Raw genomic sequence first — 15,392 nt, forward strand, 5'->3', positions numbered from 1 at the left:
CCCTCAAGGTGCCTTGGCCCCATGGTAGACGCGGGGCTGTCGGCTGCGTCCATCTGCATACGTATTCATGGCGCCACGCGGTAGCGCGCCTGCCGCACTGGCTTATGGTCCGGGTCTGCCAACGGCGCCTTGGGAGGGGAACTGCCGATGTCACCCACTGCTGTACGCGCGGCAATCGCGCACCTGCTCGGCCTGGCCCTGCTGGTCTGGGCCACGCTGGCACAGGCCACGCCACAGGTGGCCAGCGTCGAGTCACCGGGCAAGGTACTCAAGGTCAGCCTGGTGCTGGACGGTGGCACCGCGCGCTATCGCGTAGAGCGTTTCGGCGAGACCGTGGTGGAAGATTCGAAGCTGGGCTTTGCCTTGCGCGATGGCCGCCTGGACCGCGATTTCGCCCTGCTCGGCCAGCAGCAACGCAGCGTCGATGACCGCTGGGAGCAGCCGTGGGGCGAGCGCCGGCTCACCCGCAACCACTTCAACGAGCTGACCGTGCAGCTGGCCGAAACCACCGGCAGCAAGCGCCGGCTGGATGTGGTGTTCCGTGTCTACGACGACGGACTCGGCTTCCGCTATGCGTTTCCCGAGCAGCCCAACCTGCGCGAAGCCATCATCGATGACGAGCTGACCGAGTTCGTCATCGCACAGGATTCCACCGCCTGGTGGATTCCCGCCGGCGAACCGATCCACTACGAATACCTGTACCAGCGCACGCCACTGCGCGAAGTGCCGCTGGTGCATACGCCGATGACCCTGCGCAGCCGCGATGGCCTGCACGTGGCGATCCACGAGGCCGCGCTGGTGGACTATGCCGGCATGTGGCTGCGCCGCACGGAAGGACAACGCCTGCGCGCACAGCTGTCACCCTCAGCCGAAGGTTGGAAGGTGCGCCGCACCCTGCCCTTCGCCACGCCGTGGCGCACGCTGCAGATCGCCGACCGAGCCGGTGGCCTGGTCGAATCGGACCTGATCCTCAACCTCAACGAACCCAATGCGCTGGGCGATGTGAGCTGGGTGAAGCCGGCCAAGTACCTGGGGGTTTGGTGGTCGATGCACCTGGACAACGAGAGCTGGGCGACCGGGCCGAAGCATGCGGCCACCACCGCAAAGACGAAGAAGGTCATCGACTTCGCCGCCGCGCACGGCTTCCGTGGCGTGCTGGTGGAAGGCTGGAACCCGGGCTGGGACGGCATGTGGGTGGGCAATGGCTACGACTTCGATTTCACCCGTGCCACGCCCGATTTCGACATTGAAGCGCTGTCGGCGTATGGCCTGAACAAGGGCGTGCACCTGATCGGCCACCATGAAACCGGCTGCGCCATCGAGCACTACGAGGAGCAGCTGGATGCTGCGCTGGACCTGTACGCGCGGCTGGGCGTGGACCAGTTCAAGACCGGCTACGTCTGCGACGACGGACAGGTCGACCGCCGCAATCCCTCGGGCGGCCCGCTGTGGCGTGAGTGGCATGACGGGCAGTTCATGGCCCGCCACCATCTGAAGGTGGTGCAGGAAGCAGCGCGCCGCCATCTGTCGGTGAACCCGCATGAGCCGATCAAGGACACCGGCCTGCGCCGCACCTATCCCAACTGGATCTCGCGCGAAGGCGCACGTGGCATGGAGTACAACGCCTGGGGCCAGCCACCGAATCCACCCGAGCACGAGGTCAATCTGGTGTTCACTCGCATGCTGGCCGGGCCGATGGATTACACCCCCGGCATCCTCAGCCTGAAGGGCCGCCACGGCCAGGCCATTCCCAGCACGCTGGCACGCCAGCTGGCGCTGTACGTGGTGCTGTACAGCCCGATCCAGATGGCCGCCGACCTGCCCGAGCACTACCTGCAGCATCGCGAGGCGTTCCGCTTCATCGAGGACGTGGCGGTGGACTGGGAGCAGAGCCGCGTGCTCGAGGGCGAAGTGGGGGACTACGTGACGATCGTGCGCCGCGACCGCCACAGCCGTGACTGGTTCCTGGGCAGTATCACGGATGAACACGGCCGCGTGCTGCCGGTGTCGCTGGGCTTCCTGGAGCCAGGCGTGCGCTATCGCGCCGAAATCTACCGCGATGGCGAAGGCGCCGATTTCCGCAGCAATCCCTTCGCATTCGCGCGCGAAACCCGTGAGGTGACCAGCGCCGATGCACTGACGCTGGTGCTGGCGCCGGGCGGTGGGCAGGCCATTCGCTTCACGCCGCTTTGAGTGCCCCGGTAGTGGGGGGGGGGGGGGGGGGGGCCCCGCCGCCGGGGGGGGGGGGGGGGGGGGCGCCGCCCCCCCCCCCCCCCCCCCCCCCCCCCCCCCCCCGCCCCCCCGCGGGCCCCCCCCCCCCCCCCCCACTACCGCAAACAGAACCTGAAAGCGATTACATCCCTGCAAACGCCATTGAATACGTATGCAGGGTGATTCCCGCGAAGAACGCGCTGCCTACCATAGCGGCGACGACAGCGGCCACCGCGTCGCACGTCCACGGTCACGCCGGGACGTTCACGAATCGATCTGCAACATTGCCTGGGAGGGGAAAATGTTGAACCACAAGCGCAGCGCGCTGAGCATCGCGCTGGCCGTTGTCCTGGCGCCGACGCTGGCGTCGGCACAGTCCACGCAGAGCACCACCACGCCGGCCGCCACCGCCGCCACCAACCTGGATACGGTGCAGGTCACCGGCATCCGCCGCGGCATCGAGAACGCGATCGCGATCAAGCAGGACGCCACCTCGGTGGTCGAGGCGATTTCCGCCGAAGACATCGGCAAGCTGCCCGACGTCAGCATCGCCGAATCCATCTCGCGCCTGCCCGGCCTGGCTGCCCAGCGCGTGGCCGGCCGTGCGCAGGTGATCAGCGTGCGTGGCCTGTCACCCGACTTCGCCACCACCCTGCTCAATGGTCGCGAAGTGGTCAGCACCGGCGACAACCGTGGTGTCGAGTTCGACCAGTACCCATCCGAGCTGGTCAACGGCGTGACCGTCTACAAGACCCCGGACGCGGCGCTGGTCGGCCAGGGCCTGTCGGGCACCATCGACATGCAGACCGCACGCCCGCTCAGCTTCGGCGAGCGCGTGATCGCGGTCAGCGGCCGCTACCAGAAGAGTTCGCTGGGCCGCGCCGCCAACACCGACCCGTACGGCAACCGCTTCAGCGCCAGCTACATCGACCAGTTCCTGGACAAGACCCTGGGCATCGCCATCGGCTACGCGCACAGCGACATGCCGATCCAGGAGAACCAGGTTGGCCTGTATGAGCCGTGGACCACCGAGCACACCGACAAGGGCAACCGCCCGGGCGTTGCTGCGCGCACCTATTTCTCCGACGGCATCAAGGCCCTGCGCCGCACCGGCAACAACAAGCGCGACGGCGTGATGGCCACCATCCAGTTCCGCCCGAACAACAGCTGGACCAGCACCTTCGATGCGTTCCACACCGAAGCCGAGCAGATCGACACCGCCAACCAGTTCGAACTGAATCTCAGCAACTACAACGGCAACTACACCCCGGGCCTGCTGGTCAGCAATCCGCAGGTCAACGCCAACGGCTCGTTCACTGGCGGCACCGCCAGCGGCGTGTATCCGCTGGTGCGCGGCATGTACAACAAGCGCAAGGACAAGATCGATGCGTTCGGCTGGAACAACGAGTTCAACTTCGGCGGCGTCAAGCTGGTCGCCGACCTGAACTACTCCAAGGCCACGCGCGATGAGTTGAACCTGGAGAACAACCTGCAGCTGACCCCGATGCCGCAGCTGGATACGATCGGCGTGACGATCCGCCAGGACGGCTTTTCGCAGATCAGCCCGGGCCTGAACTACTCCAACCCGGACGCGTTGTTCCTGACCAACACCATCTACGGTTCCGGCTACGGCAAGGTGCCAAAGGTGGAAGACCGGCTGAAGGGCGGCAAGCTGGCCGCCACCATCGCCCTGCCCGATGCGATTGCCTCGTGGGCGCCGGACATCGATATCGGTGTGAACTACGCCGACCGCCGCAAGGTCAAGACCCAGTCCGAAGGCAACATCCTGCTCGGCGCGCAGGGCGACGCCAACATCGCCTCGGACCTGCAGTACCGGCCGGTCAATCTGGGCTTCGCTGGGTTGGGCACCATCCCGGCCTGGAACGTGCCGGCTGCGGTCGGTCGCTACATGACCTTCAATCCGGTCGACAACCTGGACTACCTGATCCCCAAGTCGTGGACGGTGCAGGAGAAGATCACCACCGCGTGGGCGCGCCTGAACATCAACGCCGACATCGGTGAAGTGGGTGTGCGCGGCAACATCGGCGTGCAGATGCAGCACACCGACCAGAGCTCGGATTCGCGCTACTGGGACAGCTCGCAGTCGGCCGGCAACAACGTGCAGCCGTATTCGAACGGCCGCACCTACAACGACTGGCTGCCGAGCTTGAACCTGGCCTTCATGTTCCCGCACCAGCAGACGCTGCGCTTCGCCGCCGCCAAGCAGGTCGCGCGCCCGCGCGTGGACCAGATGCGCGCCGGCCTGGAGTTCGGCGTGGACACCGGTACCGGCCGGCCGGGCGGCAGTGGCGGCAACCCGCTGCTGGACCCGTGGCGTGCCACCGCGCTGGACCTGTCCTATGAGAAGTACTTCGGCGAGAAGGCCTACGTGGCTGCGGCCATCTTCTACAAGGACCTGAAGAGCTACGTCTACACCCAGTCGGTCGACAACTACGACTTCACTTCACTGCTGGGCAGTTATGTGCCGCCGCCGGGCATGACCGCTCCGGTGCTGACCACCGGCACCTTCTCCGCGCCGCAGAACGGCAAGGGCGGCACGTTGAAGGGGCTGGAGCTGACCGGGTCGTTCCCGCTGGAGATGCTGACCGACAGCCTGCGCGGCTTCGGCGTGCAGGCCAGCGCGACGTTCAACAAGAGCGACATCACCATCCTGGACCCGGAGAGTGCTTCCAGCGTGGGCAGTGACCCGATCAGCCTGCCGGGCCTGTCCAAGCGCGTGTACAACTTCACCGCCTACTACGAGCGCAGCGGCTTTGAAGCACGCGTCAGCCAGCGCCGCCGTTCGGACTTCATCGGTGAGATCGGCAACTTCAATGGCAACCGCAGCCTGCGTTACGTGGTCGGCGAGAACGTGACCGATGCACAGGTCAGCTACACCTTCAGCGACAGCAGCAGCCTGCGCGGGCTGACCCTGCTGCTGCAGGGCAGCAACCTGACCAACGAGCCGTACCGCACCTATGCCGGCAGCAAGGACCGCCCGCTGGAGTACATCGAGTGGGGCCGCACCTACATGCTGGGCGTGAACTACAAGTTCTGACCATGACCGGGTAGTGCCGGCCGCTGGCCGGCAACGACTCATCGGAAACCCCCGGGGCAGGCCGCGGGTTTTGTTTTGGGCGGGGTGCTTGCGCCGGAACCCCACCCACAAAAAAGGGACGGGGCGCTTCGGCCCCGTCCCCGCAAGTACCGCCACCGGAGAAAACGGTCAGCTGCGTCGGGCGCAATACACCGCGCGCGGTGGCAGCTGGAGTTCATTGCCCTGCACCGTGCCCGCATCCGGGCCCGGTACCGCCACCTGCTGCCAATTGCCCGGCGGCAGCGGATGGCTCACCGCCTCGGCCGACAGGTTGAAGGCCAGCAGGAGGGTTTCATCTGCAAGCATACGCTCGAACAGCAGCACTGGCTCGGCGCTTTCGATGAATCGGATGCTGCCATGCAGGAGCGCCGGCTGGCCATGCCGCCAGGCCAGGAACTCCCGGAACGCGGCCAGGACCGAGTCCGGGTCGCGCTCCTGCACCGCCACGGCCGCGGCGCGGTGCTCGGCCGGGATCGGCAGCCACGGTTGGCCCGTGGTGAAACCGGCCAGCGGCGCATCGGTCCACGGCAACGGGGTGCGGCAGCCATCACGGCCCTTGAAGTTCGGCCAGAAGGTGATGCCATACGGGTCCTGCAGGGCCTCGAACGGGACCTCGGCCTCGGCCAGGCCCAGTTCCTCGCCTTGGTACAGGCAGACCGAGCCGCGCAGCGAGCACAGCATCGCCACCAGCATCCGCGCCAGGCGCGGGTCAGCCGGGTGGCCGCCCCAGCGGCTGACCGCCCGCTCCACGTCGTGATTCGAAACCGCCCAGCACGGCCAGCCTTCGGTCATCGCCGCTTCCAGCCGCGAAACCGTGTCGCGGATGTAGGCCGCGCTGTAGTCGTCCACCAGCAGCTCGAAGCTGTAGCCCATGTGCAGGCGGCCATCGCGGGTGTACTCGGCCGTGGTGGCAAGCGAGTCTTCCGAGGAGATCTCGCCCAGGCTGACCGCCCCCGGATACTCATCCAGCAGCGCGCGCAGGCGCTCCAGGAACGGCAGATTCTCCGGCTGGGTGTTGTTGTAGTAGTGGTACTGGTAGGCGTACGGATTGTCCGTGCTGAAGCCGCGGCCGAGGCGCTTCTCCGCCGGCTTGGCCGGGTTGTCGCGCAGCTGCGCGTCATGGAAGCAGAAGTTGATCGCATCCAGGCGGAAGCCATCCACGCCGCGGTCCAGCCAGAAGCGCACGTTGTCCAGGGTGGCCTGCTGCACGTCCGGGTGATGGAAGTTCAGGTCCGGCTGGTCGACCAGGAAGTTGTGCAGGTAGTACTGCTCGCGGCGCGGCTCCCACTGCCAGGCGCAGCCGCCGAACAGCGACAGCCAGTTGTTGGGCGGGGTGCCGTCCTCGCGCGGGTCGGCCCACACGTACCAGTCGGCCTTCGGGTTGCGGCGGTCCTGGCGGCTCTCGCGGAACCAGGCGTGCTCGATCGAGGTATGGCTCAGCACTTGGTCGATCATTACCTTCAGGCCCAGATCGTGCGCCTTGGCCAGCAGGCGGTCGAAGTCGTCCAGGCTGCCGAACAGCGGGTCGACGTCGCGGTAGTCGGCGATGTCGTAGCCGAAGTCGGCCATCGGCGATTTGAAGAACGGCGAGATCCAGATCGCGTCCACGCCCAGCGCGGCGATGTGGTCCAGGCGCTGGATGATGCCCGGCAGGTCGCCTACCCCGTCGCCGCTGGCGTCAAGGAAACTGCGCGGGTAGATCTGGTAGATGACGGCTCCGCGCCACCATGGATAGTGCGACATCGACAGCCCCCCTCCGGGCGTGCGGGACCCGCCGGGAGCGGGCCGAAATCCTGATGCCGCAAGCTTAGCGGTGGCCTTACGGGCATGGCGCAACCTGCATACGTATTCACGCAGACGGCAGCGTTGGCCGGGCTGCGGACGTCCGCCCGCCCGGTTTGCGCCCGAATTCACAGGCAACGCCTATAATCAGCGATGAGCCTGAAAGCCTGATCGCATGACCATCACCGAAGACACCCGTCCCGCCCTGGGCCTGCCCCAGATCCAGTCGCTTGCCGCGGCCGACATGGCCGCCGTCGATGCCCTGATCCGGCGCCGGCTGTCCTCGGACGTCGTGCTGATCAACCAGATCGCCGACCACATCATTTCCGCTGGCGGCAAGCGCCTGCGCCCGATGCTGGTGATGCTGGCCGGCCATGCGGTCGGCCAGGCCGGCCCGGACCACCACCAGCTGGCGGCGATCATCGAGTTCATCCACACCTCCACCCTGCTGCACGACGACGTGGTGGACGAATCCAGCCTGCGCCGTGGCCGCAGCACCGCCAACGCGCTGTGGGGCAACGCGCCCAGCGTGCTGGTCGGCGACTTCCTGTACTCGCGCAGCTTCCAGCTGATGGTCGAGCTGGAACGCATGTCGGTGATGCAGATCCTGGCCGATGCCACCAACCGCATCGCCGAGGGTGAAGTGCTGCAGCTGCTGCACGTGCACAACCCGGATACCGACGAAGCGGCGTACCTGCGCGTGATCGAGCGCAAGACCGCAGTGCTGTTCGCCGCCGGCACCCGCCTGGGCGCGCTGGCCAGCGGCGTGGACGAAGCCACCCAGCAGGCCCTGTTCGACTACGGCATGCACCTGGGCTACGCGTTCCAGATCGCCGACGACGTGCTGGACTACTCGGCCAATGCCGAAGAGCTGGGCAAGAACCTGGGCGACGACCTCGCCGAGGGCAAGGCGACGCTGCCGCTGATCCACGCGATGGCCCACTCCGACGACGCCACCCGCGAGCGCCTGCGCACCATCGTGCAGGACGGCGACGCCTCGGCGATGCCGGAAGTGCTGGCTGCGATCCGCGCCACCGGCGGCCTGGAGTACAGCCGCGCGCGTGCCGAGGAATATGCCGAAGCTGCCGAGCGCGCGCTGGACGGCCTGGGCGACAACGATGCCGTGGCGGCACTGCGCGGCCTGGCCCGCTACGCGGTGCAGCGTTCGCATTGACCGATGAAGGCGTGCCGACCGTTGGTCGGCACACCGTCGTAGAGTCGAGCTTGCTCGACTGCTCACGGGTCCATCAGTCGAGCAAGCTCGACTCTACCGGAACCGTTCCTCGAAGAACTCATCCAGCGCCTTCCACGCGCGCTTGGCCGCACGTTCGTTGTACTGGCAGCCCGGCGGGCTGTTGGCATCGCGCTCGGCGAAGCAGTGCACCGCGCCGCTGTAGTTGGTGAATTCCCAGTCGACCTTGGCGGCGTCCATTTCCTTCTGGAAGCTGCCGATGTCCTCGGCGGTCACGCTCTTGTCGTCGGCGCCGTTGAGCACCAGCACCGATGGGTGGCTGCCACCGGCCTGGGCCGGCAGCGGCGAGCCCAGCCCGCCGTGCAGGCTGACCACACCGGCCAGCGGCGCACCGGCACGGGCCAGCTCCAGCACCGTGGTCCCGCCGAAACAGAAGCCCACTGCACCGATCCGGCTGGTATCGAGCGGCGCCTTGCCGGCCTGGGCCTTGAGCACGTTCACCGCCTCCAGCGCACGTGCGCGCAGCAGCGGTCGGTCGTTGCGCAGCTTGGTCGCCACCGGTCCGGCCTCGGCATCGGTCTTCGGCCGCACATCCTTGCCGTACACATCGGCCACCAGCACCACGTAGTCATCGCCGGTCAGCTGCTTGGCCTTCTCCACCGCCGATTCGTTCACGCCTTTCCAGTTCGGCACCATCACCAGGCCCGGGCGCTTATCGTGCTCGCCGTCGTCATAGACCAGCACGCCACTGAAGGTCGTGCCCTGGTGCTTCCACTCCACCGGCTGCGTCTTCATCGCCGCCCAGGCCGGCAGGGCCGCCAGCCCCAGGATCACCGCCACACCGCATCGCCAACGATTCATGCGCTTGCTCCGCAAGAAAAAGGGGACGGAGGGGATTAAGCCGTATTCGCCCCTCCCGCGTCGCATTCTGCATTGGCGACGTGACGCAGGTGTGGTTGGATACGACTTAATCCCCTCCGTCCCCTTTTTCGCATGAACCTTGTTGACCGCTTTCTATCTGGCCTGATCCCCCGTCTGCCCGCCGACGATGCCCCGCAATGGGCTCACGTCCAAGGCGCCAGCGCCGAAGACCTGCAGCGCCTGCGTGCGCAGTGGCCGCAGGTGCCGGACAGCCTGGTGGAACTGTTGTCCCGCGTGGATGGCACCCATTTCCGCGAGTACCCCGGCGGCGAGGTCTGCGTGCTGGTGCTCGGCTCGGACGTGGAGGACGGCGGCTACCCCTACTACCTGCGCTCGGTCGCGCAGATCTTCGAGGACCAGCAGCAGTGGGACGACAGCATCCGCTCGATCTACGAGGAGTGGCTGGATGACGAGCCGGAGATCCTGGGTGAGGGCATCGACGCCGATCTGCCGATGAACCGCCGCCTGTGCTTCTCGCACTGCACGAACAACGGCGGCACCTCGAAGTTGTACCTGGATTTCGACCCGGCGCCGGGCGGCACCGTTGGCCAGGTGGTGCGCTACCTGCACGATCCGGACAGCTATGCGGTGATCGCGCCCAGCTTCGATGCGTACCTGCAGCAGCTGATCGACGGCGGCTACGCGTTCATCGAAGACGAACAGTAGATCCACGCCATGCGTGGATGAACTTCTGCGGAGGTTGCCGGCCAGTAGCCGGCACTACCTTCAAGCGATGCCCAACCCCGGAATCGCACTGATGCTGTCCGGATCGAAACCGGCCAGCTCGGCGAAGTGGCGGCCACGCGCCACGTAGTCACGGTAGGCGCCGAAACTCGGTGCGCCAGGCGACAGCAATACCACTCCGCCCTCAGAACCCAGCGCAGAACGCGCCAAAGCGATCGCCTCCGGCAGATCACCGGCGGCATGCAGACCGAAGCGACCAGCATCGGCCAGCGGCTGCAGCATCGCGTGGATACGCGGGCCGTTGCTGCCCATGGTCACGATCTCCACCGGCGGCATGTCGTGCGCCATGTGCTGCATGAAATCGGTCCAGTCCAGGCCACGGTCATGCCCGCCCACCAGCAGCGCGATGCGCTGCCCGGCGAAGCACTCCAGCGCGGCCAGGCTGGCATGCGGCGTGGTGCTGATCGAATCGTTGACGTAGGTCAGGCCATCGGACACGCCGATGCGCTGCAGGCGGTTCGGCAGCGGACGGAAGTCCTGCACCGCCGGTGCCAGCGCCACCGCGTCCAGTCCCAGCGCTTCCAGCGCGGCCAGCACCGCGCACAGGTTTCCGCGATTGTGGCGACCCGGCAGCGGTGTATTGCGGGTATCGAACACAGCCTGCTCACCGCGATGCACGATGTCACCGCGCATGTGCCAACCCTGCGGCTGGTTGAACCAGACCACCTCGCTGTCGGGCAGCGACAGCGCAGCCAGATGCGGATCGGCGGCATTGAGCACGGCGATGCGCGGCGCGGCTTCAGTCACCAGCCGCAGCTTGTCCTCGATATAACGCTGCTCGCTGCCGTGCCAGTCCAAGTGCTCCGGGAACAGGTTCAGCACCACCCCCACCTGCGGATGGGCGCTACTGCGCGCCACTTCGCCAGTCTGGTAGCTGGACAGTTCCACCGCCCAGTACTCGGGCGCGGGCTGCGGATCCAGCACTTCCAGCAGCGGCAGGCCGATGTTGCCGACCAGGCCGGTGCGGTGGCCGGCCGCACGCAGCAGGTGCGCGACCAGCGCGGTGGTGGTGCTCTTGCCCTTGGTGCCGGTCACGCACACGGTGTCGTGCACGATGCCATCTTCAGCCGCGTGTTCGGCAAACCACAGCGCGGTGCCACCGATGAAGCGGGTGCCCTGCTTCGCCGCCGCCAGCGCGATCGGCTGGTAGGGGCTGATGCCCGGCGACTTGATCACCACCTCGAACGCCGCCAGCGCCTCGGCCGAGGGTTCGCCACGCACGTCCAGCGCGCCCTGTGTTTCCGCACGCGCGGCCTCCACTTCGGCCGCCGGGCAGAACAGGCTCAGCGGCAGCGTGGGCAGGCGTTCGCGCAGCACCGCAAACGCGGCGCGGCCCTCACGGCCCCAGCCCCACAGCGCGACGCGCTTTCCTTCAAGCTTCGAAATCTTCACGCACCCGTTCCCACAGCGCAGCCGGAACGCGGTGCTCGCCCTGCAGCTGCAGCAGCGGTGCCAGTTCCAGTTCGGCGGCATCCAGCTGCGGCTGGATCTCATTGCAGAAGCGCTTCACCAGCACGTCTTCCTTCCACTCCGGGCGCTGCGCCAGGGTCGCCATCGCTGCACGCGATTCGCGGCCTTCGCCCACGCACTCGAACGGCTTGTGGTCCTGGAATTCCAGCAGTGCATCGAAGCCACCGGCCTGCTCGGCATCGTCCAGCAGGTTGCGGCCGAAGATGCGCACCAGGCGCGTCTTGGGCATGAACGGGGCCAGCGCCAGGAACACGAAATGGCACTTCGGGCAGACACCGCACCAGCGGTTCACCGGGCGCTCGCCGAGGATGTGGAAGTTGCGGTTGCAGCTGGAGAAGTGCGCGTCGTAGAAATCGGTCTTGGCGAACTGGCGGGCCACCGCCAGCTCCGACATCGGGCGCAGCAGCGAGTAGTACTGCAGATCGGCGGCCACCTGCATCTGCACATGGCTGCCGAACGCCTGCTCGAACGCCCAGCCCTTGGACCACTGGTGGTTCACTTCGCCGGTGCCCGGAATCTGGCTGCCGTAGCTGGCCGAACGTTCGTTGGAGAACACCACCTGGTCCGCGCCCTGCAGCAGCGCCGCCAGCACCATGATCGCCGAGTTCACCGCGGTCACCGGGATATGGCCGTTCCACGCGCCCTGGCGGTTCAGCTCGAACAGCTCCGGCGCCAGCGCGCGGCCCAGGTTCAGCGTCGGCAGGCCGGTGCGTTCGGCGCAGGCACGGATCAGCTGCGAGCCACCGATCCAGGTCACGGTCTCGTCCACGCCGGCACGGCGCAGCGCTTCGATGCTGACCAGCGAATCCTTGCCGCCACCGATCGCCACCAGCGCGTGCGGTTGCAGGCCCAGCACCGGCGCCTGCACCGCTTCGCCCTGCACCGGCAGGCGGAAGCGGCCGCGCAGGTTCAGGCCGTTGCGGTAGGCAAATTCACCCAGGCCATTGAGGTAGACCGTCTCCACCAGCGCAGCGGTGTCGGCATCGATGGCATAGCTGTCGATGCTGACCGTCTCCGGCACGCCCGCCTTGTAATAGCTGACACCGGCGATCAGGTGCAGCAGCTGCAGCGCGCGCTGCACAGCGGCGGTACGCGCCTCGTCCAGCACGAACGGGGCGCCCGGCACGGTGATGGTTTCCACCATCTCCGGGCCATCATCAAAGGCGTAGACCAGCTTGGCCACGCCGGTGTCCGCGGCGAATTCGCAGCGGACGAAGCGGAAGCGGGAAACCTGGTGTTTGTCGAAAGCAGTCATGGCGTATCCGGTCAGGCACGGGCCCGCGCGCATGCGCGGGGCGTGTCGGTGGGCGGGTGCAGGGCGCGCGCGGCGATCATTCGATCACGTCTTCGCGCGGCAGCATCCGCTGGTTGTAGGTGTTGGCCATCGAATAGCCGTAGGCGCCGGCATCGGCGATCAGCATCACGTCGTCCGGTGCGGTCGACACCGGCAGCTTGCGGCGCTTGCCGAACACATCGCTGGATTCGCAGATCGGGCCGACCACGTCGAATGCCGCTTCGGCATAACCACCCTGGCGGCTGAGGTTCTCGATGTCGTGCCAGGCGTCGTACAGGGCCGGGCGCATCAGCGCATTCATGCCGGCATCCAGGCCGACGCGGCGCACGCCATCCTTCTCCACCACCTGAGTGACATGGGTCAGCAGCACGCCGGATTCGGCCACCAGGTAGCGGCCCGGCTCGATCGCCAGGCGGAATGCCGGATGCAGCGCCTTGACCTCAGCCAGGCCCTCGGCCCAGGCGTCCAGGTCGAACGGCTCGTCTTCGTCGCTGTACGGAATCGGCAGGCCACCGCCGATGTCGATGGTCTGCACGCTGCCGATGCGGCGGGCGAAACCGGCCAGCTCATCGCACATCAGGCGCCAGTGCTGCGCGGTTTCCACGCCACTGCCGAGGTGCGCGTGCAGGCCGACCACGCGGCTGCCCAGATCGGTGGCCGCGCGCACGAACTCATCGACGCGGGCGATCGGCAGGCCGAACTTGGAGTCCTTGCCGCCGGTACGGACCTTGGCATGGTGGCCTTCGCCACGGCCCAGATCCACGCGCAGCCACAGCTCGCGGTTGCGGAACAGGTCCGGCCAGCGCTGCAGCGCTTCGACGTTGTCGACGGTGACGGTCACGCCCAGCGCGAACGCGGCTTCGTACTCGCTGCGCGGGCAGAAGCTGGGGGTGAACAGCACACGCTTGGGCGACAGTTCCGGCAGGTGCTGGAACACGTGCTTCAGTTCGCCGTGCGATACACACTCAAGGCCGAAGCCCTCGGCTTCCAGCAGCTGCAGGATGGCCGGGTGGCTGTTGGCCTTGATCGCGTAGTAGCGCTGGTCGATCGGCTTGATCGCGGCCAGCGCGCGGGCACGGGCGCGCACGGTCGGCAGGTGGTAGACATAGCGCGGCGTACCGGCGTCGGCCAGCTGCAGCAGGTGCGCCCGCTGGCCCCGCCACCACGGCGTGCCACGCGGGCGCACGGTGCCGGCGATCTCGCGCCAGCGTGGGCCGAACACTTCGGTCTCTTCCACCGGCATCGCACCGCTGTCGATCAGCTCGGCGTGCAGGATCGGCAGCAGGCCATCGGCATCGGCTTCGTCGATGACGAAGGTCAGGTTCAGGTCGTTGGACGACTGCGAGATCATGTGCACGCGCTCGCGGCCGAACGTGGCCCACACATCCGACAGCTTGTGCAGCAGCGAACGCATGCCGCGGCCAACCAGGGTGATCGCTGCGCACGGCACGATCACCTTCACCTTGCAGATCTGCGACAGGTCGGCCGACAGCGCGGCCAGCACATCGGTGTTGACCAGGTTCTCGGACGGATCCAGCGACACGGTGACGTTGGTTTCGGCCGAACCGATCAGGTCCACCGACAGGCCATGCTTCTTGAACAGGTTGAACACATCGGCCAGGAAGCCGACCTGCTGCCACATGCCGATGCCTTCCATCGACACCAGCACGATGCCGTTGCGGCGGCTGATCGCCTTCACGCCCGGCACCGGTGCAGCGCTGCCATCGATGCTGGTGCCCGGCAGTTCCGGGCGTTCGGTATCGAGGATGGCCATCGGCACGCCGGCATCGCGGCACGGCTTGATCGAGCGCGGGTGCAGCACCTTGGCGCCGGTGGTGGCGATTTCCTGCGCTTCGTAATAGTCCAGGCGGGTCAGCAGGCGTGCGTCCGGCACGTCCTTCGGGTTGGCACTGAACATGCCCGGCACATCGGTCCAGATCTCCACGCGGCTGGCACCGAGCAGCGCACCGAAGTACGCCGCCGAGGTATCCGAGCCACCACGGCCGAGGATGGCGGTACCACCATCGGCATGCCGCGAAATGAAGCCCTGGGTGATCAGCAGGCGGGTCGGCTGCGCGCGGAAGCGCTGCATCCACTCCGCATCGGCGCGCCACTGGCAGTTCACCGACAGCCGCTGCGACCAGTCGCTCTGGTTCGGCTGCGGCGGCATCGCGTCCAGCCACTGGCGGGCATCCATCCAGCCCATGTCCAGGCCCGAGGCGTGCAGGTAGGCCGCGCCCAGGGTGGAGGACAGCAGTTCGCCCTGGCCCAGCACTTCGGCCTGCCACTGCAGCGGCCGGGTGGCCGCGCGCGCGTCGTCGAGCAGCCCCTGCAGCGCCGCCAGGCGCTCGGCCAGCACCTCGCGGCCCAGGCCGAGTTCAACCAGGAAGGCCTCGTGGCGTTCGACCAGCGCCGCCACGCGATCACGGCTGTCCGGCGCGCCATCGGCGATCGCGGTCAGTTCGTTGGTGACCCCGGACAGCGCCGAAACCACTACCAGCACGCGCGAGCCGGTCTCTTCCGCACGTTTTTTCGCCAGCTTCCCGATCGTGTCCCAGCGATGACGACGCGACACCGAGGTGCCGCCAAACTTCAGTACGATCCAACGATCGACAAGGGGGGAAGCTGACATGGATTGGCTATGTAGAATGTGGGGAAGCCGCCCTCGGGGGGCGGAACCT

General features: G+C 67.2%; 9 protein-coding genes. 4 read left to right on the forward strand and 5 right to left on the reverse strand.

Annotated features, from left to right (window positions below; translation table 11 throughout):
- Nucleotides 1-141 precede the first annotated feature (141 nt).
- Nucleotides 142-2,193 (forward strand): glycoside hydrolase family 97 protein, encoded by a 2,052-nt coding sequence (locus tag V3B46_RS06135; protein ID WP_329891487.1) that lies wholly within the window; start codon nucleotides 142-144, stop codon nucleotides 2,191-2,193.
- A 319-nt stretch (nucleotides 2,194-2,512) separates the two neighbouring features.
- Nucleotides 2,513-5,269, forward strand: a complete 2,757-nt coding sequence (locus tag V3B46_RS06140) for a TonB-dependent receptor (RefSeq protein WP_329891405.1) — start codon at nucleotides 2,513-2,515, stop codon at nucleotides 5,267-5,269.
- Nucleotides 5,270-5,437: 168 nt separating this feature from the next.
- On the opposite strand, the gene V3B46_RS06145 is transcribed toward V3B46_RS06140, so the two are convergent.
- Nucleotides 5,438-7,051, reverse strand: coding sequence for an alpha-glucosidase family protein (locus V3B46_RS06145; protein WP_329891406.1), 1,614 nt, complete (start codon nucleotides 7,049-7,051; stop codon nucleotides 5,438-5,440).
- A 214-nt stretch (nucleotides 7,052-7,265) separates the two neighbouring features.
- On the opposite strand from V3B46_RS06145, the gene V3B46_RS06150 reads away from it, so the two are divergent.
- On the forward strand, nucleotides 7,266-8,264 hold the full coding sequence (locus tag V3B46_RS06150) for a polyprenyl synthetase family protein (RefSeq protein ID WP_004147673.1): 999 nt from the start codon (nucleotides 7,266-7,268) through the stop codon (nucleotides 8,262-8,264).
- Nucleotides 8,265-8,357: 93 nt separating this feature from the next.
- Here the strand turns inward: V3B46_RS06150 and V3B46_RS06155 are convergent, their stop codons facing one another.
- Nucleotides 8,358-9,143, reverse strand: a complete 786-nt coding sequence (locus V3B46_RS06155) for a dienelactone hydrolase family protein (protein WP_329891407.1) — start codon at nucleotides 9,141-9,143, stop codon at nucleotides 8,358-8,360.
- A gap of 132 nt (nucleotides 9,144-9,275) precedes the next feature.
- Between V3B46_RS06155 and V3B46_RS06160 the strand changes: the two genes are divergently transcribed.
- Nucleotides 9,276-9,869: an SMI1/KNR4 family protein gene (locus V3B46_RS06160; RefSeq protein ID WP_329891408.1), complete on the forward strand. Its 594-nt coding sequence runs from the start codon at nucleotides 9,276-9,278 to the stop codon at nucleotides 9,867-9,869.
- Nucleotides 9,870-9,929: 60 nt separating this feature from the next.
- Here the strand turns inward: V3B46_RS06160 and murD are convergent, their stop codons facing one another.
- The 3 genes from murD to V3B46_RS06175 form a co-directional block, all read right to left on the reverse strand.
- Nucleotides 9,930-11,339, reverse strand: a complete 1,410-nt coding sequence (gene murD / locus V3B46_RS06165; RefSeq protein ID WP_329891409.1) for a UDP-N-acetylmuramoyl-L-alanine--D-glutamate ligase — start codon at nucleotides 11,337-11,339, stop codon at nucleotides 9,930-9,932.
- Nucleotides 11,320-12,672 (reverse strand): UDP-N-acetyl-alpha-D-muramoyl-L-alanyl-L-glutamate epimerase, encoded by a 1,353-nt coding sequence (gene murL, locus V3B46_RS06170; protein ID WP_329891410.1) that lies wholly within the window; start codon nucleotides 12,670-12,672, stop codon nucleotides 11,320-11,322. The genes murD and murL overlap by 20 nt, the downstream gene beginning before the upstream one ends.
- A 76-nt stretch (nucleotides 12,673-12,748) precedes the next feature.
- Nucleotides 12,749-15,343: a bifunctional aspartate kinase/diaminopimelate decarboxylase gene (locus V3B46_RS06175; protein WP_329891411.1), complete on the reverse strand. Its 2,595-nt coding sequence runs from the start codon at nucleotides 15,341-15,343 to the stop codon at nucleotides 12,749-12,751.
- Between the last annotated feature and the right edge of the window lie 49 nt (nucleotides 15,344-15,392).

The organism is Stenotrophomonas sp. SMYL11, from assembly GCF_036320005.1.
Taxonomy (GTDB): Bacteria; Pseudomonadota; Gammaproteobacteria; order Xanthomonadales; family Xanthomonadaceae; genus Stenotrophomonas; species Stenotrophomonas maltophilia_A.